Annotated in this window: 18 protein-coding genes and 1 tRNA gene; 8 read left to right on the top strand and 11 right to left on the bottom strand. The window is 62.4% G+C overall.

Annotated features, from left to right (window positions below; translation table 11 throughout):
- Nucleotides 1–159 precede the first annotated feature (159 nt).
- The gene (locus P3T40_RS25580) at nucleotides 160–447 is read left to right on the top strand and encodes a DUF3761 domain-containing protein (RefSeq protein WP_429270605.1); all 288 of its coding nucleotides are present in this window, start codon (nucleotides 160–162) and stop codon (nucleotides 445–447) included.
- A gap of 237 nt (nucleotides 448–684) precedes the next feature.
- Here the strand turns inward: P3T40_RS25580 and P3T40_RS25575 are convergent.
- The 3 genes from P3T40_RS25575 to P3T40_RS25565 form a co-directional block, all read right to left on the bottom strand.
- Nucleotides 685–759, bottom strand: a tRNA-Arg gene (locus P3T40_RS25575).
- Between the two features lie 406 nt (nucleotides 760–1,165).
- On the bottom strand, nucleotides 1,166–1,582 hold the full coding sequence (locus tag P3T40_RS25570) for a hypothetical protein (RefSeq protein WP_429270491.1): 417 nt from the start codon (nucleotides 1,580–1,582) through the stop codon (nucleotides 1,166–1,168).
- A 111-nt stretch (nucleotides 1,583–1,693) separates the two neighbouring features.
- Nucleotides 1,694–2,566: a LysR family transcriptional regulator gene (locus P3T40_RS25565; RefSeq protein WP_429270490.1), complete on the bottom strand. Its 873-nt coding sequence runs from the start codon at nucleotides 2,564–2,566 to the stop codon at nucleotides 1,694–1,696.
- A gap of 112 nt (nucleotides 2,567–2,678) precedes the next feature.
- Here P3T40_RS25565 and P3T40_RS25560 point away from each other — a divergent pair, with 112 nt between their 5' ends.
- Nucleotides 2,679–3,986, top strand: coding sequence for an aspartate aminotransferase family protein (locus P3T40_RS25560; protein WP_429270489.1), 1,308 nt, complete (start codon nucleotides 2,679–2,681; stop codon nucleotides 3,984–3,986).
- A gap of 193 nt (nucleotides 3,987–4,179) precedes the next feature.
- On the opposite strand, the gene P3T40_RS25555 is transcribed toward P3T40_RS25560, so the two are convergent.
- Nucleotides 4,180–4,365 carry a rubredoxin gene (locus P3T40_RS25555; RefSeq protein WP_429270488.1) on the bottom strand — a complete coding sequence of 62 codons (186 nt, stop codon included), beginning with the start codon at nucleotides 4,363–4,365 and terminating at the stop codon, nucleotides 4,180–4,182.
- A gap of 228 nt (nucleotides 4,366–4,593) precedes the next feature.
- Between P3T40_RS25555 and P3T40_RS25550 the strand changes: the two genes are divergently transcribed.
- The 4 genes from P3T40_RS25550 (at nucleotide 4,594) to P3T40_RS25535 (ending at nucleotide 11,989) form a co-directional block, all read left to right on the top strand.
- Nucleotides 4,594–6,522 (top strand): ATP-binding cassette domain-containing protein, encoded by a 1,929-nt coding sequence (locus tag P3T40_RS25550; protein ID WP_429270487.1) that lies wholly within the window; start codon nucleotides 4,594–4,596, stop codon nucleotides 6,520–6,522.
- A gap of 363 nt (nucleotides 6,523–6,885) precedes the next feature.
- Nucleotides 6,886–8,871: a DNA topoisomerase IV subunit B gene (locus P3T40_RS25545; RefSeq protein ID WP_429270486.1), complete on the top strand. Its 1,986-nt coding sequence runs from the start codon at nucleotides 6,886–6,888 to the stop codon at nucleotides 8,869–8,871.
- Nucleotides 8,872–8,938: 67 nt separating this feature from the next.
- Nucleotides 8,939–11,257, top strand: coding sequence for a DNA topoisomerase IV subunit A (parC, locus tag P3T40_RS25540; protein WP_429270485.1), 2,319 nt, complete (start codon nucleotides 8,939–8,941; stop codon nucleotides 11,255–11,257).
- A gap of 273 nt (nucleotides 11,258–11,530) precedes the next feature.
- Nucleotides 11,531–11,989, top strand: a complete 459-nt coding sequence (locus P3T40_RS25535; RefSeq protein ID WP_429270484.1) for a CopD family protein — start codon at nucleotides 11,531–11,533, stop codon at nucleotides 11,987–11,989.
- Nucleotides 11,990–12,085: 96 nt separating this feature from the next.
- On the opposite strand, the gene P3T40_RS25530 is transcribed toward P3T40_RS25535, so the two are convergent.
- Complete coding sequence (locus P3T40_RS25530; RefSeq protein ID WP_429270483.1) at nucleotides 12,086–13,069, bottom strand: LysR family transcriptional regulator; 984 nt, start codon at nucleotides 13,067–13,069, stop codon at nucleotides 12,086–12,088.
- Between the two features lie 114 nt (nucleotides 13,070–13,183).
- On the opposite strand from P3T40_RS25530, the gene P3T40_RS25525 reads away from it, so the two are divergent.
- Nucleotides 13,184–14,494 (top strand): MFS transporter, encoded by a 1,311-nt coding sequence (locus P3T40_RS25525; protein WP_429270482.1) that lies wholly within the window; start codon nucleotides 13,184–13,186, stop codon nucleotides 14,492–14,494.
- A 34-nt stretch (nucleotides 14,495–14,528) separates the two neighbouring features.
- The gene (locus tag P3T40_RS25520; RefSeq protein ID WP_429270481.1) at nucleotides 14,529–15,557 is read left to right on the top strand and encodes a histone deacetylase family protein; all 1,029 of its coding nucleotides are present in this window, start codon (nucleotides 14,529–14,531) and stop codon (nucleotides 15,555–15,557) included.
- A 64-nt stretch (nucleotides 15,558–15,621) separates the two neighbouring features.
- Here the strand turns inward: P3T40_RS25520 and P3T40_RS25515 are convergent, their stop codons facing one another.
- The 6 genes from P3T40_RS25515 to P3T40_RS25490 all read right to left on the bottom strand — a co-directional run bounded on the left by P3T40_RS25515 (nucleotide 15,622) and on the right by P3T40_RS25490 (nucleotide 23,529).
- The gene (locus P3T40_RS25515; RefSeq protein WP_429270604.1) at nucleotides 15,622–16,830 is read right to left on the bottom strand and encodes a chromate transporter; all 1,209 of its coding nucleotides are present in this window, start codon (nucleotides 16,828–16,830) and stop codon (nucleotides 15,622–15,624) included.
- A 152-nt stretch (nucleotides 16,831–16,982) separates the two neighbouring features.
- Complete coding sequence (locus P3T40_RS25510; protein WP_429270480.1) at nucleotides 16,983–19,355, bottom strand: bifunctional diguanylate cyclase/phosphodiesterase; 2,373 nt, start codon at nucleotides 19,353–19,355, stop codon at nucleotides 16,983–16,985.
- Nucleotides 19,356–19,834: 479 nt separating this feature from the next.
- Complete coding sequence (locus P3T40_RS25505) at nucleotides 19,835–20,719, bottom strand: PhzF family phenazine biosynthesis protein (protein WP_429270479.1); 885 nt, start codon at nucleotides 20,717–20,719, stop codon at nucleotides 19,835–19,837.
- 262 nt (nucleotides 20,720–20,981) lie between these two features.
- On the bottom strand, nucleotides 20,982–21,446 hold the full coding sequence (locus P3T40_RS25500; protein ID WP_429270478.1) for a RidA family protein: 465 nt from the start codon (nucleotides 21,444–21,446) through the stop codon (nucleotides 20,982–20,984).
- A gap of 40 nt (nucleotides 21,447–21,486) precedes the next feature.
- Complete coding sequence (locus P3T40_RS25495; RefSeq protein WP_429270477.1) at nucleotides 21,487–22,683, bottom strand: PLP-dependent aminotransferase family protein; 1,197 nt, start codon at nucleotides 22,681–22,683, stop codon at nucleotides 21,487–21,489.
- Nucleotides 22,684–22,818: 135 nt separating this feature from the next.
- Nucleotides 22,819–23,529 carry a VOC family protein gene (locus P3T40_RS25490; protein WP_429270476.1) on the bottom strand — a complete coding sequence of 237 codons (711 nt, stop codon included), beginning with the start codon at nucleotides 23,527–23,529 and terminating at the stop codon, nucleotides 22,819–22,821.
- Nucleotides 23,530–23,583: the final 54 nt, after the last annotated feature.

The raw sequence follows: 23,583 nt of genomic DNA, 5'->3' as shown, positions 1-23,583 counted from the left end.
GTCCGACACGCTTTCGACTTGCCTATTATTTATCGCAATGGAGCAAAGGCGGAACTGGAGTATGCCAAACAGGCGTCGGCACTCTGTACGACCTCCAAATAACGCAGCGATAGATGCGATGTCAAAGGACCGTCTGTGAATCATCTTACCGCCGGGGCGATGAGGGCGGTCGTATCGGTGGCTGTCATCGCGTGCGCCTTCTCCTCTTCGTTAATTTATGCTCGGCCGCCCGCTTCTGATGTATGGGCGCAGCCCAATGAAGCCGAACTGACCTCGCATGGGCACTACGTCAACAAGTCGGGCCAGGAAGTCCACTCGCCCGCGAAAACGAAAAATGGCAGTGTGCCTACTGGCGCATCGGCCAGGTGCGTCGACGGCACGTACAGCTTCAGCCGACATCATTCCGGCACATGCTCGCGGCACGGAGGGGTGGCGGAATGGGATTGATTTACCTCGAGTGGCTGCACAAAGCGTTCAATGTGCTGCCGCCGGCTTTTTACGCTGCGGGAAACGCGAGGCATGGGTTTGATGCGGTGGCCGTATCAAGATAGTCGGCCCATTGCTGCATCATCTCGAGAGTTGCTAGTAGCGGGCAACCCTTAGTAGTGGTGGCAGCAAAAAGCCCCGTAGTGCAAGGCATGGCGGGGCTTTCTTGGCAAGCTTGGGAGATGCTGGGAACTAGGATGGTCCCCCCGACAGGAATCGAACCTGTATCTAGCGCTTAGGAGGCACTTGTTCTATCCATTGAACTACGGGGAGATAGACTCCGTTTAACGGGTGGGCTGAAACCTTTTCAATCGGTCTCTTAACCCCAGCCCTGGGTGTTTCCGGCTTTTCTGCTTCGTCCTAAGCGAAGCGCCGCTGTGCCCTGTCAACCCTAGTTTACATCCGTCTAAACTGATTCTGTAGCCGCGCCAACCGAACTGGCGCTACGACTGGCTCTGAGACGGGAAAACCATGGTTTCAATACTGCCAATGGGCAGCGAGGGCAGAGTATAGCAAAAACGCTCCAGGTCAAAGAGGCGGGCGGAGGCTGAGGCGCGGGAAACAGAACCGAAAATCTACAGGGGGCAGGGCCCATTCGAGGCCACGTCTCCTATTGGAACCGATTCGCTGACTGCCCAAAAGCACGACGAAAGGCCGAACAGCAATGGCACGATGATGCTCACGGCCCAGTAATTCGCGACGCATCCGAAATACCAACAGACACTCCAGAATCCGAGCGACCCACCCGAGTGCCCTGCCGTTCCCCCTCCCCAAGCGCCAGCCGCTCCATAGGCAGCGTCGTCGCCTCATTAATCGCATCAACATAGGTGAAGTGGTAGCGATCGTAAGCAGCCTGCAACCTCCCAAACCCATGACAAAAGTCATCATGCACCACGGTTCTAAACCCCAACGGATAGTGCGCATCTCCGAAGCAAGTCTGCGGCTGCTCCGCCCCATAAAATTCATCATCGAAAAAGAAATCCTCGGTGGTTTCAAGGTCACACGACGTCACCGCGAACGCGCAGATTATTGCCACGAGAAGCATCCCAACTATTGGTGCGCGCATAGTGAATTGAGCCGTAGTGGTATCGGCCAATACAGACTCACGCAGGACAACAAAGTTTTGTGACGCAGCCTTACCGCATGTTTTCTGGCGTTACACAAACAACACAGCACAGCTGAAACTACCCCAGCCCCGTCGGAACACCTAAGACAAAACCGGCGCCATAGTCCTCAACGTGCGAATCATAAGCTCCTTCACACTCTCCACAACAAGCGAATCAACTGCCCCCGAGTACGAAGCAACAGCAATCCCAACACGGGGCAACTCAGGAAGCCGCTCCCCAACAGGCATGATCCGCAAATCCGCCGGAACGGCCCCTCTCGTCAACACAGCGACAGCAATCCCCGCCCTCACGATCGCCAGCAGACCATCCTTGCTGACGCTCTCATAAGCCACACGGTAACTGACATTGGCAGCCTCGAGCACACGCCGCGCGGCCTGATGGTCGAGCGTCTCGGGAACCGACAACGCTATCTGCAAAGGACCATCACTTGGCGGATAGAAGTCCTGCGAAGCAATCCACACCAGATCCTCCCAGCGAATCACCCGCTCCAGGTTCCCCTCCGGCGCAAGCGAGACGAGCGCCACATCAACACGCCGTGCATCGAGCATTTTCTCGAGCAAGGGCGTAGGCGCACATACGACTTCCAGCGCGACCCGCGGATGCTGCGCCGCTATCGCTCGTAACACGACCGGGAGGAACTCGGTGCAATAATCCTCGGGACATCCGAGCCTCACCGAACCGACGAGACCACGATCGGTCACATCGAGCAGCGCCTCGTCATGTGCTCTTACCAACCTTCGAGCGTGCGACAGCAGTCGATTCCCGCGCGACGTGAGTTCCACGCCGCGTGCGGTACGCACCAGCACTGCACCGTCGACGATCTCTTCGATCCTCTTGAGCTGCATGCTGATCGCCGATTGGGTGCGGCCCACTTCCGCCGCCGCGCGCGTGAGCGAGCCGGTGTCCGCAATCGCGACGAACGTCCTGAGCAAATCGAAATCCAGCTGCAACATGGCGGCATCAACTCCTCAAATGGGAGGCATCAGAACTTTTCGTTTCTTCCCACCGGCGCAGATCGCATACATTGATCTTCGGCACGCTCGCCTTCCACTCTGGACACAAGTCATGTCAGCACAAACCGATCGGGATTTTTGGTCAAACGCCCAGCGGCACCTGATCCGCTACGGCGGTACATTCTCGCCCGTCATAATCGAGCGGGCCAGTGGCAGCAATGTCTACGATTCGAATGGCCGCGCGATACTCGACTTCACCTCAGGACAGATGAGCGCCGTGCTCGGTCACTCTCATCCGGAAATCGCCGAAGTTATCGCCGAGAGCGCACACAATCTCACCCACCTTTTCAGCGGGATGCTCTCCCGCCCGGTAGTGGACCTTGCGACGCGCCTCGCCGGCATCGCGCCCGCAGGACTTGAACGCTCCTTGCTACTCAGCACCGGTGGCGAAGCCAACGAGGCGGCGATCAAGATGGCAAAGCTCGTCACTGGCCGGCACGAGATCATCAGCTTCGCGCAATCATGGCACGGCATGACGGGCGGCGCAGCGTCGGCCACCTACAGCGCGGGTCGCAAGGGTTACGGTCCGGCCGCCGTGGGGTCCTTTGCTATTCCGGCGCCGTATCCGTACCGGCCACGATTCGAACGCAACGGTGTCTATGACTGGGCCGCTGAACTCGACTACGCATTCGACCTCGTCGACAGGCAGTCCAGCGGCAGCCTAGCAGCGTTCATCGCCGAGCCTATCCTGAGTTCGGGTGGCCTGATCGAACTGCCGCAAGGCTATATGCGGGCTTTGCAGGCGAAGTGTGCCGAGCGGGGCATGCTCTTGATCGTGGACGAAGCTCAGACCGGCATGGGCAGAACCGGAACGATGTTCGCGTGTGAGCGTGACGGCGTGGTGCCGGACCTCCTGACCTTGTCCAAAACGCTTGGCGCAGGCCTTCCACTGGCTGCCGTGCTGACGACTCAGGAAATCGAGAATCAGGCACACGAACGCGGGTTTCTCTTTTATACGACGCACGTGTCGGATCCGATGCCGGCCGCTGTCGGCCTCAAAGTCATCGAGATCATTGAACGGGATGGGCTGGTCGAGCGCGCCGGCAAAATCGGTCGCCGTTTGCGCGACGGCCTGGAGGCGCTTCAAAGCCGCTTCGAATGCATCGGCGATGTGCGTGGACGTGGTTTGATGCTAGGGATCGAAATCGTCGGCGACAGAGCAACGCAAAGCGCGGCTCCGGCTCTTTCCGCTGCGATCACGCGTCGCTGCCTCGAACTCGGTTTGCACATGAATATCGTGCAGTTGCCGGGATTGGGCGACGTTTTCCGCCTCGCTCCACCGCTGACTATCGCCGAGGCTGAGATCGACAGGGGGCTGTCAATCATCGAACAAGCGATCAGGGACAGCGTGAGCAACTAAGCGCAACTCCTGATTTACCAGCGCCATGAAGAAGCCAGTGCTGTCATTGGTCGAGCCGCCGTAGCGCGGAATCGCCTGCCCTTAATCCCACCAACAAAAGCAAAACGGCCCAGCAGACGCCAAGTCTGCCGGGCCGTTCAGATCGCCACGCGCGGCCATCCTCGGGTCGCGCGCCGGCATCCGCGGAGTTGCTTCAGAACTCCACGACTGCGAATTCCGCCTTGCCCACGTCGCACAGCGGGCAGCGCCAGTCTTCCGGGATATCGGCGAAGCGCGTGCCCGCCGCGATGTCGTCTTCCGGCAGACCTTCTTCTTCGTTATAGATCCAGCCGCAAATCAGGCAGACCCAGCTTTTGTACTCAACAATGACTTCGCTCACGACACACTCTTTCTTCAGTTCACTACAACAATCCGCGCAGTCTGCCCCTTTTTGGGGCGCGCGGCGACCCGCAATATTACCGGAATTTGACAATCCGCTGATTTGCTCCGATGTCGCAGGTGCCACCCCCGGCCACCCAGCCTATATCTTCCGGCATCCAGGCAACCGCGCGCGCGCCCGGTACAATGAGCGGTTCCGGCTCATTGCTGTCTTCTCCTCCAAATCTCCATGTCGCTTTACACCATTACCGGGGCGCAACTTGCGTTCGGTCACGTCGCGTTGCTCGATCACGCGGATTTCTCTCTCGAAGCGGGGGAGCGGGTTGGGCTGATCGGTCGCAATGGCGCGGGCAAGTCGTCGCTGCTGAAGATCGTCGCCGATCTGAGCAAGCCTGACGACGGCCTCGTCACCCGTCAGCAGGGCCTGACTTCGGTCTACGTGCCGCAGGAGCCGGAGTTCGATACGGACGACACGGTGTTCGACGCGGTCGCCGCCGGTCTCACCCACGCCCGCGCGCTGCTGGACGAATACGACGCGGTCGCTAACCAACTCGCGGACGAGCCGGAAGGCCAGCAGCATGACGCCCTGATGTCGCGCATGAACACGCTGCAATCGGCGCTGGACCACTCGGACGCCTGGAACTGGAGCACGCGCGTGGCCACCACGCTGCAGCAGATCGGCCTGAACGGCGAGGCGCGGGTCGGCTCGCTTTCGGGCGGCATGCAGAAGCGCGTCGCGCTGGCACGGGCGCTGGTCGTGCAGCCGGACGTACTGCTGCTGGACGAACCCACCAACCACCTCGACTTCGACGGTATCCGCTGGCTCGAAGACCTGCTGGTTTCGCTGCGCGCCGGGCTGCTGTTCATTACCCACGATCGCGCATTCCTCGACCGCGTCGCCACGCGCATCGTCGAATTGGATCGCGGCCGTCTGCTGTCGTATCCGGGCAATTTCAGCGCCTACCAGACCCGCAAGGCGCAGCAGCTCGAAGTCGAGCAAGTGGAAGCGGCCAAATTCGACAAGCTGCTCGCACAGGAAGAAGTGTGGATCCGCAAGGGCGTGGAAGCCCGTCGCACGCGCAGCGTCGGCCGGATTGCGCGGCTCGTGCAGATGCGCAACGAGCGCGCCGAGCGCCGCAACGTGCAGGGCAACGTCAAGCTCGACGTGGGGCAGGGCGAAAAGTCCGGCAAGATCGTCGCCGAACTGACCGATGTGACCAAGCGCTACGGCTCGCGCACGGTGGTCGACAGTTTCACGGCCACGGTCATGCGCGGCGACAAGATCGGCTTTGTCGGCCCGAACGGCGCTGGCAAGACCACGCTGCTGAAGATGATCCTCGGCGAGTTGCCGCCGGACGCAGGCACGGTCCGGATCGGCACCAATCTACAAGTCGCGTATTTCGACCAGATGCGCGCGCAGCTCGATCTGGACAAGAGTCTCGCCGATACGATCAGTCCGGGCAGCGAATGGGTTGAAGTCAACGGCCAGAAAAAGCACGTGATGAGCTATCTGGGCGACTTCCTGTTCGCGCCGGAACGTGCGCGGTCGCCGGTCAAGTCGCTCTCGGGCGGCGAGCGCAATCGTCTGCTGCTGGCGCGTCTGTTCGCGCGGCCGGCCAACGTGCTGGTGCTCGACGAACCGACCAACGACCTCGATATCCCGACGCTTGAACTGCTCGAAGAACTGCTCACCGAGTACGACGGCACGGTGCTGCTGGTCAGCCACGATCGCGCGTTTCTGGACAACGTTGTGACCTCGGTGTTCGCGGCGGAGGGCGGCGGCAAGTGGCGCGAGTACGTCGGCGGCTTCACGGACTGGCAGATTCAGCGCGACCGTTCGCAGCAGATGGCGCAAGACGCGCAGAAAGAAGCCGCCAAGGAAGCGGCGCCGAAGGACAGCGGCGCTGCGGCGGGCCGTACTGCGCAACGCGCCGCCAAGCTGTCGTTCAAGGATCAGCGCGAGCTCGATGCGCTGCCGGCGCACATCGCCGCGCTGGAAGCCGAGCAAAAGACGATTGGCGCGCAGCTCGAAGACGGTTCGATCTTCGCCAGGGATGCAGCGGAAGGCACGCGGCTGACGGCACGCTACGCGGCGATTGAGGAAGAACTGCTGGCAGCGATGGAACGGTGGGACGAGCTGGAGAGCAAGCGGAAGTGACGCGCAGCAGCGGTTCGCCCTCAGGCCGGGTGCGGGCGAACCGAGGGCGGCCCCATGTCTCGCAATCGGACTGCAACTGGACGCCCACCCTTGTCCGAACGGCCAATCCGGCACGCTGTGAATTGCCGCCTGTATCGAAATCAGTAAAATACCCCGCGAACAGGCTTGCTCCGGGCGCTCGCGCCGGCCGCGCCGCTTTAGCGCTGCGCCGGGGAGCGCCCGGCTACAAAAAGTTTGCCCGCCCTGCGGGCACCCCACCCACCCAGTTGTTTCGTTTCGCTTTTTTTGAAAACTCAACGCATTGTCCACGGACCTGTCCACAGGACCTGTGGACAACGATGAACCGTCGGACCCGAGTCAACCATGTCTACGAAAAAGCCAAACGCCGCGTATAGCGAAGCGTCGATCAAGGTGTTGAAGGGCCTGGAGCCGGTCAAGCAACGGCCCGGCATGTACACCCGCACCGAGAATCCGCTGCACATCATTCAGGAAGTCATCGACAACGCCTCGGACGAAGCCCTCGGCGGCTACGGCCGGCAGATCACGGTCACGCTGCACGCGGACCAGTCGGTGTCCGTCGAAGACGACGGCCGCGGTATCCCGTTCGGCATGCATCCCGAAGAGGGCGTGCCGGTCGTCGAAATCGTTTTCACGCGCCTCCACGCAGGCGGTAAGTTCGACAAGGCCGCCGGCGGCGCGTACACGTTCTCGGGCGGTCTGCACGGCGTGGGCGTCTCGGTCACCAACGCGCTGTCCACGCGCCTCGACGTCACCGTCTGGCGCGACGGCAAGGTCGCCGAACTGGGCTTTGCCGACGGCGATGTGGCCAAACAACTGCAAGTGCGCTCAGCCGCCAAAGGCGAGAAGAAGTCCGGCACGCGCGTTACTGCATGGGCCAACCCGAAGTATTTCGATTCGCCTAACCTGCCGCTCGGCGAACTGCAGCGTCTGCTGCGTTCGAAAGCGGTGCTGTTGCCGGGCGTCGAAGTCACGCTCGTCAACGAGAAAACCGGCGAACGTCAAACTTGGAAGTACGAGGACGGTCTGCGCGGCTATCTGCTCGAAGGCATGAACGGCAGCGATCTGCTGATTCCGCTCTTCGAAGGCGAACGCTACGCTGAGAGCTCGCGCTCGAACGAAGAAACCTTCGCGGAAGGCGAGGGCGCGGCGTGGGTGGTGGCCTGGAGCGAAGAGGGGCCGCTTACGCGCGAGTCCTACGTCAACCTGATTCCGACGCCTGCGGGCGGCACGCACGAATCCGGTCTGCGCGACGGTCTGTTCCAGGCGGTCAAGAGTTTTGTCGAGCTGCACAATCTGCAGCCGAAGGGCGTCAAGCTGCTCGCGGAAGACGTGTTTGCGCGCGTGTCGTTCGTGCTGTCGGCGAAGGTGCTCGATCCGCAGTTTCAGGGGCAGATCAAGGAGCGCCTGAATAGCCGTGACGCGGTCAAGCTGGTGTCGTCGTTCGCGCGTCCGGCGCTCGAGTTGTGGCTCAACCAGCACGTCGAGCACGGCAAGAAGCTCGCGGATCTCGTCATCAAGCAGGCGCAAGCCCGCACGCGCGCCGGCCAGAAAGTGGAGAAGCGCAAGAGTTCGGGCGTGGCCGTTTTGCCGGGCAAGCTGACCGATTGCGAATCCACCGATATCTCGCGCAACGAACTGTTCCTCGTCGAGGGCGACTCCGCCGGCGGCTCGGCCAAGATGGGCCGCGACAAGGAATATCAGGCCATCCTGCCGCTGCGCGGCAAGGTGCTGAATACGTGGGAAACCGAGCGCGACAGGCTTTTCGCTAACAACGAAGTGCACGACATTTCGGTGGCGATCGGCGTCGATCCGCACAGCCCCGACGATCACGTCGATCTGGCCAATCTGCGCTACGGCAAGATTTGCATCCTCTCCGACGCTGACGTGGACGGCGCGCACATTCAGGTGCTCTTGCTGACGTTGTTCTTCAAGCACTTCCCGCAACTGATCGAGCGTGGTCATGTGTGCGTGGCGCGTCCGCCGCTGTTCCGTGTCGATGCGCCGGCTCGCGGCAAGAAGCCCGCGCAGAAGCTCTACGCGCTGGATGACGGTGAGCTCGAAGCGATCCTCGACAAGCTGCGCAAGGACGGCGTGCGTGAGACGCAGTGGTCCATCAGCCGCTTCAAAGGTCTCGGCGAAATGAGCGCCGAACAGTTGTGGGACACCACGATGAATCCGGACACGCGGCGTCTGTCGCCGGTCGCGCTGGGCGAGCTTGACTATGACGCGACGGTCGCGCGCATGACCATGCTAATGGGCAAGGGCGAAGCGGCGTCGCGGCGCAACTGGCTCGAAGAAAAGGGTAACGAAGTCGAAGCGGATATCTGAGTTGAGCGCCTGTACCAGGCCTGCTCGCACAGCGTTCCTTCACGCCACATACGGATACGGAATCTAGATGGACGACAACACTCCCGATCTTTTCACCGAGGCGGTGCCGCCCGGCGAATCCCTGACCCTCGGCAACTACGCCGAGCGGGCGTACCTCGACTACGCGGTGAGCGTCGTCAAGGGGCGCGCGCTGCCGGACGTCTGCGACGGCCAGAAGCCGGTGCAGCGGCGCATCCTGTTCGCGATGAACGACATGGGTCTCTCCGACAACGCGAAGCCGGTGAAATCCGCGCGCGTGGTGGGTGACGTGCTCGGTAAGTATCACCCGCACGGCGACCAGTCGGCGTACGACGCACTGGTGCGCCTTGCGCAAGACTTTTCGATGCGCTACCCGCTGATCGACGGCCAGGGCAACTTCGGTTCGCGCGACGGCGACGGCGCGGCCGCCATGCGGTACACCGAAGCTCGCTTGGCGCCGATCGCCAAGCTGCTGCTGGACGAAATCGACCAAGGCACGGTCGACTTCGTGGCCAACTACGACGGTTCGTTCCAGGAGCCGAAGCTGTTGCCGGCGCGTTTGCCGTTCGTGCTGCTGAATGGCGCTTCGGGCATCGCGGTGGGTCTCGCCACGGAAATCCCGTCGCACAATCTGCGCGAAGTCGCCGCTGCGGCGGTGGCGATGATCCGCAACGAAAAGATCCAGCATGCCGAGCTGATGCAGCACATCGCGGGGCCGGACTTCCCGGGCGGCGGCCAGATCATTTCGAGCGAAGCGGAAATCTCTGCGGCTTACGAAAGCGGCCGTGGCACCCTGAAGGTGCGGGCTCGCTGGAAAATCGAAGACCTTGCGCGCGGCCAGTGGCAACTGGTGATCACCGAACTGCCGCCGAACACGGCTGCGCAGAAGGTGCTCGAGGAAATCGAAGAGCAGACCAATCCGAAGATCAAGCTCGGCAAGAAGACGCTCACGCCCGAACAACTGCAGACGAAGCAGACGATGCTCGCGCTGCTCGACGCCGTGCGCGACGAGTCGGGGCGTGATTCGCCGGTTCGTCTCGTGTTCGAACCAAAGTCGAGCCGCATCGATCAGACCGAATTCGTCAATACACTGCTCGCGCATACCAGCCTCGAATCGAACGCATCGCTCAATCTCGTGATGGTCGGCGGCGATGGACGGCCGTGTCAGAAGAACCTGCGCGAAATGCTCGACGAGTGGATCGCGTTCCGCAAGGCCACGGTCACGCGTCGCACGCGGCACCGTTTGAGCAAGGTGAACGACCGGATTCACATCCTCGAAGGCCGGATGATCGTCTTTTTGAACATCGACGAAGTCATCCGCATCATCCGCGAGTCGGATGAGCCGAAGGCTGCGCTGATCGCGGCATTCAGCCTCTCCGATCGCCAGGCCGAGGACATTCTCGAAATCCGGCTGCGTCAGTTGGCGCGCTTGGAAGCGATCAAGATCGAGAAGGAACTGGCCGAACTGCGCGACGAAAAGACCAAGCTTGAAGAGCTGCTCGGCAGCGACTCGGCGATGAAGCGCCTGCTCATCAAGGAAATCGAAGGCGACGCGAAGCAATACGGCGACGAGCGCCGCACGCTGATCCAGCAGGAAAAGCGCGCGACGTTCGAAGCCCGCGTGGTCGACGAACCGGTCACGGTGGTGATGTCGCAGAAGGGCTGGGTGCGAGCGCTGAAGGGTCATGGGCTCGATCCGGCTGGTTTCACCTTCAAGGCGGGCGACGCACTCTACGCGGCGTTCCAGTGCCGCACGCCCGATACGCTGATTGCGTGGGGAAGCAACGGGCGCGTCTATTCGGTCGCGGTGGCGCTTCTGCCGGGCGGCCGCGGCGACGGCGTGCCGGTCACCTCGTTGATCGAACTCGAGTCGGGCAGCCACCTGATGCACTACTACGCTGCGCCGGCGGACCAGGCCTTGCTGCTGGCATCGAACAACGGCTTCGGCTTTATCGCCAAGGTGGGCGATATGGTGAGCCGCGTGAAGGCCGGTAAGTCCTTCATGACCATCGACGAGGGCGCAGCGCCGCTCGTACCGATGCCCATGCTGCCGGATGCGACCCACGTCGCCTGTCTGTCGGGTGGCGGCCGTTTGCTGGTGTTTGGTCTCGACGAGATGAAGACGCTCTCGGGCGGCGGCCGTGGCGTCACGCTCATGGCGCTCGACGACAAGGAAACGCTGACGCAGGCGCTGGCTATCGGCAAAGCGGGTGTCGTGCTGCTGGGCACCGGTCGTGGCGGCAAAGCGTATGAAGAAACGCTGAGCGGCGCGGCGCTCACGCCGAATATCGGCAAGCGCGCCCGCAAGGGCCGCGCGCCGGACACGAAGTTGAAGGTGTTGGGCATGCGGCCGGCGTTGCCGGCTTAACGAAGAAGTACAGTGGCAGTACCGCGTGCGTGGCCTTCAACCACAGGCAGCGCACGCGGCAAGTAGCAAAATCCGGGGGCCGTCGCGCTAAAACGTGCGCCGGCACAATAAATAAAACAAGGGCGAAAAGCAATGAACTGCGGAACTGCACGAATCACGTGCGGTCGAATGCGGTCATTAGCCGCGTTGCGCAAAGATGTGGACAGCGTCGTTTAGGGGTCCACCCTTTTCGCCGACAAGCGGCACGCCTCATCATCGAGAGAGAGAAACAACATGACCAAAGCCGTCGAGCTCGCGCTCTTTTTGCATTTGCTGGGTGTGGCCGTGTGGGTCGGCGGTATGGTGTTCGCGCATTTTTGCTTGCGCCCGGCGCTCGCCGACCTGTCGCCACAACTGCGCCTGCCGCTGTGGGAATCGGTGTTTGGGCGCTTCTTCAACTGGGTCGCCGCTTCGGTGATCATCATTTTGTTGTCGGGCGGCTTCATGCTGACGCAGTTCGGCGGCGCGCATGCGTCCTGGCAACTGCATGCCATGGCGGGTCTCGGCATCGTGATGATGCTGATCTTTGGGCATATCCGGTTCGCGGTGTTTCCGCGTATCCGCCGCGCCGTGCAGGCGCAGAACTGGCCGGATGGCGCGCGGGCGGTCGGAACCGTGCGGCGCCTGGTGGTCGTCAATCTGGTGCTGGGTGTTGTGACGATCGGGGTGTCTGTCCTGTCCGGTGGGGTCTAGGCGATTCGCCACACCGCACTGCGTGACGCACTACGCACTACGCGCCACGTATCGCAGCATGCCTTGACAAGAAACGCCGCTTATACGCGGCGTTTTTTATATCCGCGCCGCCGTTTGAGCCATCGGCCCAGCGAGCCGCTCCGCCAGCGAATAGCGTTGCATGCACCGCTCCATGCTGTCGAGAAACGCATGATCGGCTGCGTTCATCTTGCGGTCGCGATGCCACAGCAGATGCACGTCGACATCCACGAGGCCTTCTTCCGGCGGCAGGCGCCATAGCCGCTGCTGCGCGAGATCGTCGCGCACGATGTGCTCCGGCAGGCAGCCGACTCCATATCCCGCGAAGATCAAGCGCCGTACTTCGTCGAGACTCGCCGACGACGCCACGATGCGGCCCGTGAAGCCCTTCTGGTCGCGAAACACGGTGAGGGGTGAGAGGCTGTCGCCGATCTGGTCGCTCGTGAACGACACGAAGTTTTCCGTCAGCAGGTCTTCCATCGTCAGTTGCGATTTGCCGAACAGGCGATGGTGCCGTCCGCAGAAAATCGCATAGCGCTGGTGCAGGAAGCAGCGCATTTCCAGTTTATCAATCGGGGTGCGGCACAGGCTCAGACCCGCTGTCGCTGTCTTCTGCAGCAGCGACGAGATGATGTCCGACGAGCGCATCACTTCGATCTGCAGATCGATGCGCGGATAGGTACGATGAAACTCGGCGAGGAACTCGTCGTAGACGGGCGACTCGATCCGGCTCACGCTCAACAGGCGGATCGAACCGGTAATCTCGTCGGTGCGGTCGTCGAGCTCAGTTTCCAGCCGGGAAATATTGCCGTAGATATCGCTCGCGATCCGGTAGACCTCCTCACCCGCCTGGGTGGGCACGAAGTGCGGGCCGCGCCGCTCGATCAGCTTGCGCTCGAGGGTGTCTTCGAGCCGCTTGAGCGCCTGGCTCACGGCAGGCTGCGTGACGTGCAAACGGGCCGCGGCGCGGCTCACACTGCGCTCTTGCATGATCACGAGGTAGGTGCGCAGCAGGTTCCAGTCGAGCCGGTCATTCAGGAAGCGGGCGATTTCAACGCGCATGGGAGCCTTGTTTCTGGTGAGGTATTAGCCAGATTTATGTTGAAAATAATAACTCGAAATTTGACTAATATTTTATGGCTGCCGATAAATGACCGAACCCGCCAAGGAGCCAGCATGAACCAACCTGCAATGTCCGCCCGCCAACCGGCGCGCGCTGCGACAGCCGCGTTTATCGGCACCATGATCGAGTGGTACGACTTCTACATCTACGCCACCGCGGCTGCGTTGGTGTTCGGCTCGCTGTATTTCCCGTCGCACGATCCATTTGTCAGCACGATGGCGTCGTTCGCCACCTTTGCGGTCGGCTTCTTCGCGCGTCCAATCGGCGGCCTCATATTCGGCCACCTGGGCGACCGGATCGGCCGCAAGAAGGCGCTGATGACCACGCTGATGATGATGGGCATTGCGACCGTCTGCGTCGGCCTGCTGCCGGATTTCTCGAAGGTCGGCGTGCTCGCGCCGGTCTTGCTGGTGCTGCTGCGCGTCGTGCAGGGCATCGCCGTGGGCGGCGAGTGGGGCGGGGCGGTGCTGATGGCGGGTGAACACGCGCCGGAAGGACGGCGCACGTTTTTCGCCTCGTTCGCGCAGCTGGGCAGTCCGGCGGGACTCATTCTCTCGCTGGTGGCGTTTCGCGCCGTCACCTCGCTCGACAAGGCCGATTTCATGTCGTGGGGCTGGCGCTTGCCGTTTCTCGCAAGCTCGGTGCTGCTGGTGGTCGGCATCCTGATTCGCCTGGGCGTCAACGAATCGCCGGAATTTGCCCAGATCAAGGAAGCGAACAAGACCGTCAAGCTGCCCGTTGCCGAAGTGTTCAGTTCAGCCTGGCGACTCGTGCTGCTGTGCATTGGCGCCAACACCATCGGCATTGCAGGCGTCTATTTCACCAACACGTTCATGATCGCGTACACGACGCAGTACGTCGGCGTCACACGGTCGCTGATTCTCGATTGCCTGTTTGCGGTTGCGATCATCCAGTTGTGCGCCCAACCGGTTGCCGCCTGGCTCGCCGAGCGCATCGGCAGTGCCCGCTTCCTGAAGCTTGCCGCGCTCGCTGCGATGCTCTCGCCGTATCCGATGTTCGTGCTGGTGCAAAGCGGCAGCGTCGTGCCGATGGTGATCGGCATTGCTATCGCCGTGGTCTGCATGGCGAGCTTCTATTCGGTGATCGCGGGTTTTGTCAGCGGCGTGTTTCCGACGCGTGTGCGCTATTCGGCGATCTCGCTGTCGTATCAGGTATGCGGTGCTGTGGCGGGTGGGCTTACGCCGCTGGTTGGCACCTATCTCGCGCACCGCTTCGTGGGTCAGTGGTGGCCGCTTGCCGTGTTCTACACCTGTCTGGCTGCCATCTCGTTGCTGTGTATCGTCGCGCTCGACGCACGACGTTCGCAACGCGCTGATGCACCGGAAGCGTTGCACGCGAGCTGATCAAGACGAACATCAGTCATACCAGGGAATCAACATGAAAACGTTTTTCCATCCTGAGCAACTGCTGCATCATCCGAGCAACTATTTTTCGCGTGGACAAATGCGTGCGCCGCAGGAAGTGCCAGAGCGTGCTACGCGTCTCGTCAACGCTGTGAAGTCACTCGATTTCGACGTACGTGAGCCGGCCGATTTCGGCACAGCAGCCATTGCCGCGGTTCACAACATGAACTACCTGCGCTTCCTCGAAGAGGCGCACGTCGCGTGGAAGCAAATCTCCGACGACTGGGGCGACGAGGTGATGTCGAACATCTACGTGCGCGAGCCGAACCCGTTGCGCGGCATCCTCGCCCAGGCGGCCCGCTATCAGGCCGATGGAAGTTGCCCAATCGGCGAGCACACGTGGCGCGCCGCTTACTGGTCGGCGCAAAGCGCGCTTGCCGCCGCGGCTGTGGTGAATGGCGGCGAGCGTGAGAGCTACGCGCTATGCCGACCGCCGGGCCATCACGCGCGTGCCGATGCGGCCGGTGGCTTCTGCTACCTGAATAACGCAGCGATCGCGGCGCAGGCGCTGCGCAAGCACTACCCGCGCGTCGCGATTCTCGACACCGATATGCACCACGGCCAGGGCGTGCAGGAAATCTTCTACGGCCGCGAAGATGTGCTGTATGTCTCGATTCACGGCGACCCGACCAATTTCTATCCGGTTGTGACGGGCTACGAGGGTGAGCGTGGCGCCGGTTCAGGCGACGGCTTCAACGTCAACTTCCCGATGCCGCATGGCTCGTCCGAGGAGGTGTTTTTCGGGCGGATCGACGATGCATTGCGCGTGCTGAAGCGGTTCCAGCCGGACGCGTTGGTACTGGCGCTTGGCTTCGATATCTACAAGGACGATCCGCAATCGAAGGTGTCGGTGACGACCGAAGGCTTCGGCCGGTTGGGTACAGCGATCGGCGCGCTGGATCTGCCTTCGGTGATCGTTCAGGAGGGCGGGTATCACCTCGAGAGTCTCGAAGCGAATGCACGGGCGTTCTTCGGCGGCTTCACAGCGGCGCGCTCACGCTGAGCGGGTGGTGCGTTTCAGGTGGTGGGATGCGTAAGGCACACCCGCTCGCCGCAAGGCCCGCTACCTACGCCATCGCCGCATAAGCGAGCCACAGCCCACAGACGCCCGCCACCGTCCCGTAGACGATGTACACCGGCACCTTGAGCTTGGCAAAGCACATGCATGAGAACAGCGCGGTCACCAGATACTGCGGCTGCAGCGGCACGCGCTGCGCGATGCGCAGCACGGCAACCGCGAGAAAGGCAGTCGTCACCGCGCGCAGAATCCGCATGCCGTGCTCGAAACGCGGATTGGCCTTCAACTGATGCAGGTTGCGTTGCGCCATCACAACGAGGCAACCTGAAGGCACGAACAGCGCGAGCGTCGCGATCAGCGCACCAGGCCAGCCGTCGACGAGATAGCCGAAGAACGGCACCACGTTCAGAAGCGGCCCAGGCGAGAGCGGCGAGAGTGAGAATGCCAGCGTGAAATCGTTATCGGATACGCCGATCCCAGGCGTGACGAACAACGCCCTCAGCACCGGCAGCGCGGAGAAGCCGCCGCCAAATAGCGTCATGCCAGCGCCCGCCAGCCGCGGCCACAGCAGCGCGAGTTCGTAGCGATGCGGCAACGGCATGGCGAACAGCACCAGCAGCACGCACAGGGCCGTTGTCAGTTGCAGGTCGCTGCGCGCAATCGAGACCTTGAGCCTTACCTCGCGTGCGGCACTGTTGAACCAGCCGACCGCGAACGCCACCCCGAGCATGGCGACATAAGCGGCCGGGCTGCGCGCACAAGCGAGCGTGAGACAACCGAGCAGCGCCGCGCTCCACTCCAGCTTGCCGCGCACGAGCGCGCGAGTCTGCTTGTACCAGGTCACGCCGATCAGCGTGCCCAGCACGACGCTAAAGTGATTCAGGAGGGTTTGCGAGGCCACGGCGCGCACGAATGGCGTGCGGTAAAAGGTGGCGAACAGCGTCATCAGCATGAAGAACGGCAGCACACTGGCGATGCCTGCCACCCACGCGCCCGAGCGTCCTCGTAACGCATGTCCCAGCTGCACCGCGACGTTGCAGCCAACCGGCCCTGGCACCATCCATGCAAGCGCGATCAGATCGGAGAAGGCGACCCGCGACAGACGGCCTTCGCGTTCGACATAGTGGTTTTCGAGTTGCGCCATCAGCGCAAGACCACCCCACGACAGCGCCGACAGGCCGCACACGACCCGGAACAGCGTCCATAGCGGTTCGCGCTCACCTCGCCGAATAGCGTCCTGGCTGCCTATCATGTACATGACGGTTTGCACGCCGGGTACGCCGGACGTGCTGATATTGGTAGGCCGTTTCGTTATCATGCGCGCCCTGCGTGGCCGGGAAGGCGCGTGGGGTGCTTCAGTACTCTTGAATATATCCGGTTTCGCGATTACGCGTCGTTATGCTGACGCGTTTAAGCGGATTGTCCGCTGCTCGAGGTTGCGTTGGCGCCGGCGCTGTTCCCAGCAGGTTCGCGCGCGCCGCGCCGCTCGGCCATGCCGCATACGCCGAAGCGTTCGAGCAGCGCCGGAATGGCGTCGACCGGAACCGGACGCGAAAACAGGAAGCCTTGCGCTTCGATATGACCGAGCGCCGCCAGCCACGCGATCTGTTCTTCCGTTTCGGTGCCTTCGACTACGACGGTGAGTCCGAGAGAGCGTGCCAGGTTGACGATGGCCGTGACCATCACGCAGACGCTGCGGTCGCCAGGGATCGCCTGCACGAACGAGCGATCCACCTTCAGCGTATCCACCGAGAAGCGGTTCAGATAGGACAGCGATGAATAGCCGGTACCGAAATCGTCCAGCGCGATGCGCACGCCCAGACGCTTGAGCGCGAAGATCTTTTCCGAAACGAGTTCGGGGTACTCCATCATCGCAGTCTCGGTAATCTCGAGTTCGAGGCGGCGCGCGGAGATGCCGGTTTCCTCGATGGCGTGCGAAATGGTTTCGTAGAGATCGCCACGCCAGAACTGCACGGCCGAGATGTTCACCGCCAGCGACAGCGTGTCATAGCCCTGCTGTTGCCACACCGCGAGTTGACGGCAAGCGGTCTCGATCACGAAGTCGCCGATCGGCACAATCAGGCCGGTCGATTCGGCGACGGGAATGAACTCGTTCGCCGGGATCAGACCATGCTGCGGATGATTCCAGCGCACCAGTGCTTCGAAGCCCGTGATGCAGCGGCGGGTAAGGTCGATCTTCGGTTGATACGCGAGGAACAACTGACCTTCGGCGAGCGCCACGCGCAGTTGCTGCTCCCACTTCATCAGATGGTCGGCGCGATGCGAGAGTTGCGGCGAGTAGAACTGATAGCAGTTCTTGCCGGCGTCTTTCGCGCTGTACATGGCGAGGTCGGCCTTTTTCAGCAAGTCGATTTCGCTTTCGTTCGGTACGGAGTAGAGCGCAATGCCGATGCTCGCATGCAGCACGAAGGCACTGCCGCGCACTTCGAACGGTTTGGCGAAGACTTCGGCGGCCGCTTCCGCGAGATCGACGGCGCGCTTCTCGACCTCGTCGCCCTTGATCACGACCACGAACTCGTCACCGCCGATGCGGCTCAACGCACCACCATCGCCGATCGCATCGGCGAGTCGCGAGGCCGTCATCTGCAGAACGATGTCGCCGGCATTGTGGCCGAGGGTATCGTTGACAGTCTTGAAGTTGTCCAGATCGATAAAGAGGATCGCGAGCCGACCCAGGTTCGCCGGGTTGGCGACGTCGTGGCGCAGACTCTGCAGCGTTGCATAGCGGTTGCGCAGGCCGGTCAGCAGATCGTATTCGACCAGATGCGTCATCTCGCGCTCGCGGCCGAGCAGCTTGCCGATCAGCCCGGTGGCCACCGCGAAGAAGCTGAGCATGGCGAGCGAAATAAAGCCCGCCATCAACAGGTAGACGTTGCGCGTGTGGTTGTAGTCGGCGAACTCCTCGGCTTGCGACAGGCCGACCAGCACGCCGAGCGGATAGCCGTCGATATGCCGGTACGAGAAGATACGCGAGACGTTGTCGATCGAATCGACATAGGTGCCCGAGACGTGCTCGGAGGTCGGGTACGAGCCGGTCGCGGAGAACTTGCTGCTGGCGGAATCGGAGTTGCCGGTGCGGCGTGCGAGCACCGTGCCGTTGTCCGAGATCACTGCGATGACACCATCGCGGCCGATCGCCGCGTTGTTATAGAAATCGCTGGTGAAGTAGCTCGGGTCTTCCGAGACCACTACCACGCCGGCGAATGAGCCGTCCCCGTGATTCAACCGGCGCGTCATCTGCAGCGTCCACTGTCCCGATACGCGACCGAGTACCGGCTTGCTGATGTAGAGGTTGTCGTCGTTCTCGTGCTCGTGGACCTTGAAGTGCTCGCGGTCAGACAAGTCGATCTGCTTTGGATTCTGTTCGGCCGTGTTTGAAACGAGAAGGCCGTGCTCGTCGATAATCGATACCTGCACCAGCGTGTCGCTCTGCACGACGCCTTTTTCAACGGTGCTGGCGAGATCGAAATGGTCGGGCGTTTTCTCGAATTCGTATTTGACGAAGCGCGTGATCTGGTCGACCTGATGGATCGCCTTGACCGTGTGCTGTTCGAGTGCGGCTGAGAGGATCGCGGCGGAGGCCATGGCCTCGCGCGAGGTGGCGTCTTTCTCGACCGAAAGGCGCGCGAAAATCACCGTCCATAGCAGGATCAGAACCAGCACGCCGAGAGCGGGAATCGCGAGCAGCGCGCGACGGCGCGGCACAATCGTATCCGCGCGGTGCCTTGCATCGCGTGCAGCAAAGAAGCGGTTCTGACTCATCGGGGAGCGCGCGCCCGTGTGCCGTTGCGCAGCGGCTTCGTGTAAATCGACTGCGCTGGGTTCGAGATTGGCTGCATGGTGAGCGGGATACCGAGACTGCTGCGCAGGAGGAAAAAGCGTGGCGTCGTGCCAGACCGTCCGTGGGTCAACCTATACGTTTCGATATTACTGAATGCCACTGCATTAAGGAAGGGCCCATGCTGCGGGTATACGCGCGCCTCTCCAGGCACGTGATGCGCAGGCTCTCCCCGTGTATGGCGGCCGCGGCCCAAGCCACACCGTGCCGGCATTTTCGAGGGATTCGTCGAGTCGAGGCCGGCCTCTGCGCTCACGTGCAGTCGAACATCGTTACATCCGTGCGACATCGAGTCGTCCTGACGAGGCGTTTTGTGGACAAGCTTGGTCCAAATGGGCAATCGCCACGCGCGTGTTTTTTGCATGCAATGTGCGCGGTGCTCTTCGTGGCCCGATGCTGCGGATTAGGGCAGCCTGAACGTGCCGTCGACTACCGTGACCGAAGATCCGCCTATCCATGTCTTTCCAGTTGCGTCGTCATAGTGCACGGACACCTGACCTGCCCGGCCTATGGCCGTGCCTTGGCGAACCGTGTACGCGAGGCCCGGCCGCCGTTGCTGAGCGGTCAGGAGTCCAGCGAGTGCTGCGTTCGCGCTGCCCGTGACCGGATCTTCGCCGACGCCGAGATTGCCGCCCACCATCAGGCAGCGCACTTCGAAGGTAGCGGGGCCGTTGGCTTCATGCGGGCCGTAGACCGCGATCCCATGTGCGCCGACCGCCTCGACCACGCGTGCGAGTGCCGCGGCATCGGGCTTGATGGCGAGGCACGCAGCAGCCGAATTGACGCGCACGACGAGCCACGGTGCGCCGTTATCGATGCCGCAGGGTGGGGCGCTGAAATCGACAGCGTCGCTCCGCAGCGCCCGGGCGAGTGTTGCGTACAAGTCTGTGGCCAACGGTGTGACGCGTGCGAGCGGCGCGGCGAAGGCCCACGCACCGCCTTCTTGCGCGCGCAACTCCACGAGGCCGGCGCCGCATTGCTGAATCAGTTTGCCCGGCACTTTCGGCTGGTAACCGCTTTCGCGCAACGCATGCGCAGTGCCCAGCGTGGGATGGCCCGCGAACGGCAATTCGCCGTGACTGGTGAAGATGCGCACGCGATAGTCCGCGGCCGGCTCGGTTGGCTTGACGAGGAAGGTGGTCTCCGAGAGATTCGTCCAGCGCGCGATGGCCTGCATCTGGGCGTCGTCGAGGTCGTCTGTGTCGAACACGACGGCAAGCGGATTGCCTTTGAACGGCACCGCAGTGAAGGCGTCGACTTGTTTGAAGCGGACAGTACGAGCGGGCATTGGAGTTATCAGCAATTCAGTAGCGCGACGCGCCGATTCTACTGTGGGATCGGGGTTCCGGCCACCGACATCGCGTGATTTATTGTGTGGTTTTTTAGTGTTTTTATTGGCTCGATTGACTAAAAGCGGAATAGGGCCATTAAAAAGCGTAAAAGGGTGAACAGTGGTGGCGCAGCATGACGGATTGACACCACAAAGCAAAACGCGCCGTGGGCGACTAACACCGCACGACGCGTGACAGCTAACCAACCAAGCGGAAGGATTATTCGACTTCCGCGATCAGCTCGATTTCAACGCAGGCGCCCAGCGGAATCTGCGCGACGCCGAAGGCCGAGCGTGCATGCTTGCCGCGCTCGCCGAACACGTCGGCCACCAGTTCGGACGCGCCGTTGGTGACGAGATGCTGCTCGGTGAAATCGAGCGTCGAGTTCACGAGACTCATCAGCTTGACGATGCGCTTGACGCGGTTCAGGTCGCCCACGTGAGCATGCAGCGTGGCCAGCAGGTCGATGGCGATCGAGCGGGCGGCCGCCTTGCCTTCCTCGGTGGTGAGGTTGGCGCCGAGCTTGCCGGTCCATACCTTGCCGTCCTTCTTGGCAATGTGGCCCGACAGGTACACCGTGTTGCCGCTTTGCGCGCTCATTACGTATGCCGCTGCGGGTGCGCCGGCGGTGGGCAGTTCGATGCCCAGTTCCTTCAGCTTGTCATACACGTTTGCTTGAGTCATGACATGTCCTTGTCGATAGGGGAGAGAGGGTCTGGCGTACTCAAACGCGTGCGCGGATCAGTTCCGCGAGGCGTGCCACGCCTTCGTCGATCTTGGCAGGCGGCACCGTGACGAACGACAGGCGCAGCGTGTTGTGCTGAGCGTCGTTGGCGTAGAACGGACCACCCGGCACGAACGCGACATTCTGTGCGACCGCTTCTTCGAGCAGCTTCATGCTGTCGATGTGGGCGGGCAATTTGACCCACACGAACATGCCGCCTTCGGGGCGGTTCCAGCTCACGCCTTGCGGCATGAAGCGTTCGAGCGCGGCCAGCATTGCCGCGCACTGGTCGCGGTATAGCGCGCGGATGGTCGGCACGTGCGTGTCGAGGAAGCCGTCTTTCACGACCTCGTGCACGATGCGCTGCGTGAAGCTTGGCGTGTGCAGGTCGGTGGCCTGCTTCGCCTGGACCAGCTTGAAGTGGAGTTCCTCGGGGGCAATGATGTAACCGATGCGCAGGCCCGGGGCGAGCACCTTCGAGAACGAGCCGAGATGCACGATGTGGTTTGGCGCCATTGACAGCATGGTCGGCAGCGGTTCGCCCGCGTAGTCGAGCGCGCCGTACGGATCGTCTTCGATGACCGGGAACGGCGCGTTCTTCGCCAGTTCGGCGAGCGCGCGGCGGCGCTCGATCGGCAGGCGGCGGCCAGTCGGATTCTGGAAATTCGGTTGTGCGTACAGCAGGCGGGCGCCGGCCGTCAGCTCGGGGGTGAGCGCTGCGGGGATCAGGCCGTTGTCATCCGTTGCCACCTGGACGTAGCGCGGCTCGTACATCGAGAACGACTGCAGCGCGCCGAGGTAAGTCGGCGTTTCGACCAGCACCGGGCTTTCCGGGCAGATCAGCACCTTGCCGAGCAGATCGAGCGCCTGCTGCGAACCGGTCGTGACCAGCACCTGAGAGGCACGGATTTGCGCGCCGTTGACCGAATAGCGTGCAGCGATCCACTCGCGCAACGGCAGGTAGCCTTCGGTTGCGCTGTACTGCAGTGCGGCGGCCGGCGAATCGCGCAGGATCCGGTCCGACGCTTCGCGCATCCGTTCAGCCGGGAAGGTGGCCGGGGACGGCAGGCCGCCCGCGAATGAAATGACTTCGGGCCGTTCGGTGACCTTCAGGATTTCGCGAATCGCCGAGCTGGTGAGCTTGCGTGCACGTTCGGAAAGTTGCCACACGGGGGCTTGAAGGTCGCTTTGGTCCATGGTTTCCTCGACAGCTAGTGCTGGATCAGATTCGTCAAAAACTTACATTATCGCGCGAGTCGCCTGACTGCGCGCGGTTGTTAAGGCGCGATGCGCCTCGGTGTTACTACTGGGGCGGGCTAGGCGCTCGTGCAACTATTTCAGGGTGCGCAGCCCGTTCGGAGTGTCGAATTCGGCGCTGAGAGCCGCTGTACCCGATGTTGTGCCGGATGCCTCGTCCGGCGCGGAGACCTCGATCAGGTGGACCGCGCCGAGCCAGCGCAAATGCCCTGTGATCGTCTCAGCCTGCGGGTGAACCGCCTTCAGCGACTTCAGCGCCAGCTCCGTTTCCGGCAGCACGGCCGACGGGTGATCCGGCGTATCCCACTGGATCAGCGTTGGCACGATGCCGTCGCCGGCGCCTTGCCAACTGGGGAAGGCGCCGTCATCCGGCACTGAAAGCCCCCAGGTGAATGCGCCGCGGCTCATCGGCACGACCGGCGGGATGCGCTGCGGATACTGCGCCTGCCAGCGCTGCAGGTCCTTGGGCCGCTCCACGCGCACCACCCAATGCGACAGATACGGGCCGCCGGCGAGCCTCGCCTCGGTCTCCGGAGCGTCGAGCGCGAACAGGCGCGGACGCGCTTCGACACCGCTGGCGGGCGGCTCGGCCTCCGGATCGACCGCGATCACCTCCAGATACACGCCGCCCCACAGGTTCAAGAGCCGGTTGTGGGTGCGCATCAGCGGATGCGCACCGCCGCCGGCCGGCGCCACGCCGAGCGTGTCGGCGACGTACTGGGTGCCCTCGTCGAGCGTGCGGGCGCAGATCACGAGGTGGTCGAGTCGAAGCGTATGAGCAGTCATGGCGGTGAACGGAGTCGGATTCTGCGGTGGGGCGGGCAGGCCAGCGGCGTCGAG

The organism is Paraburkholderia sp. EB58, assembly GCF_050436665.1.
In the GTDB taxonomy this organism is placed as follows: domain Bacteria; phylum Pseudomonadota; class Gammaproteobacteria; order Burkholderiales; family Burkholderiaceae; genus Paraburkholderia.
This window is presented reverse-complemented; position numbering and strand designations above follow the sequence as displayed.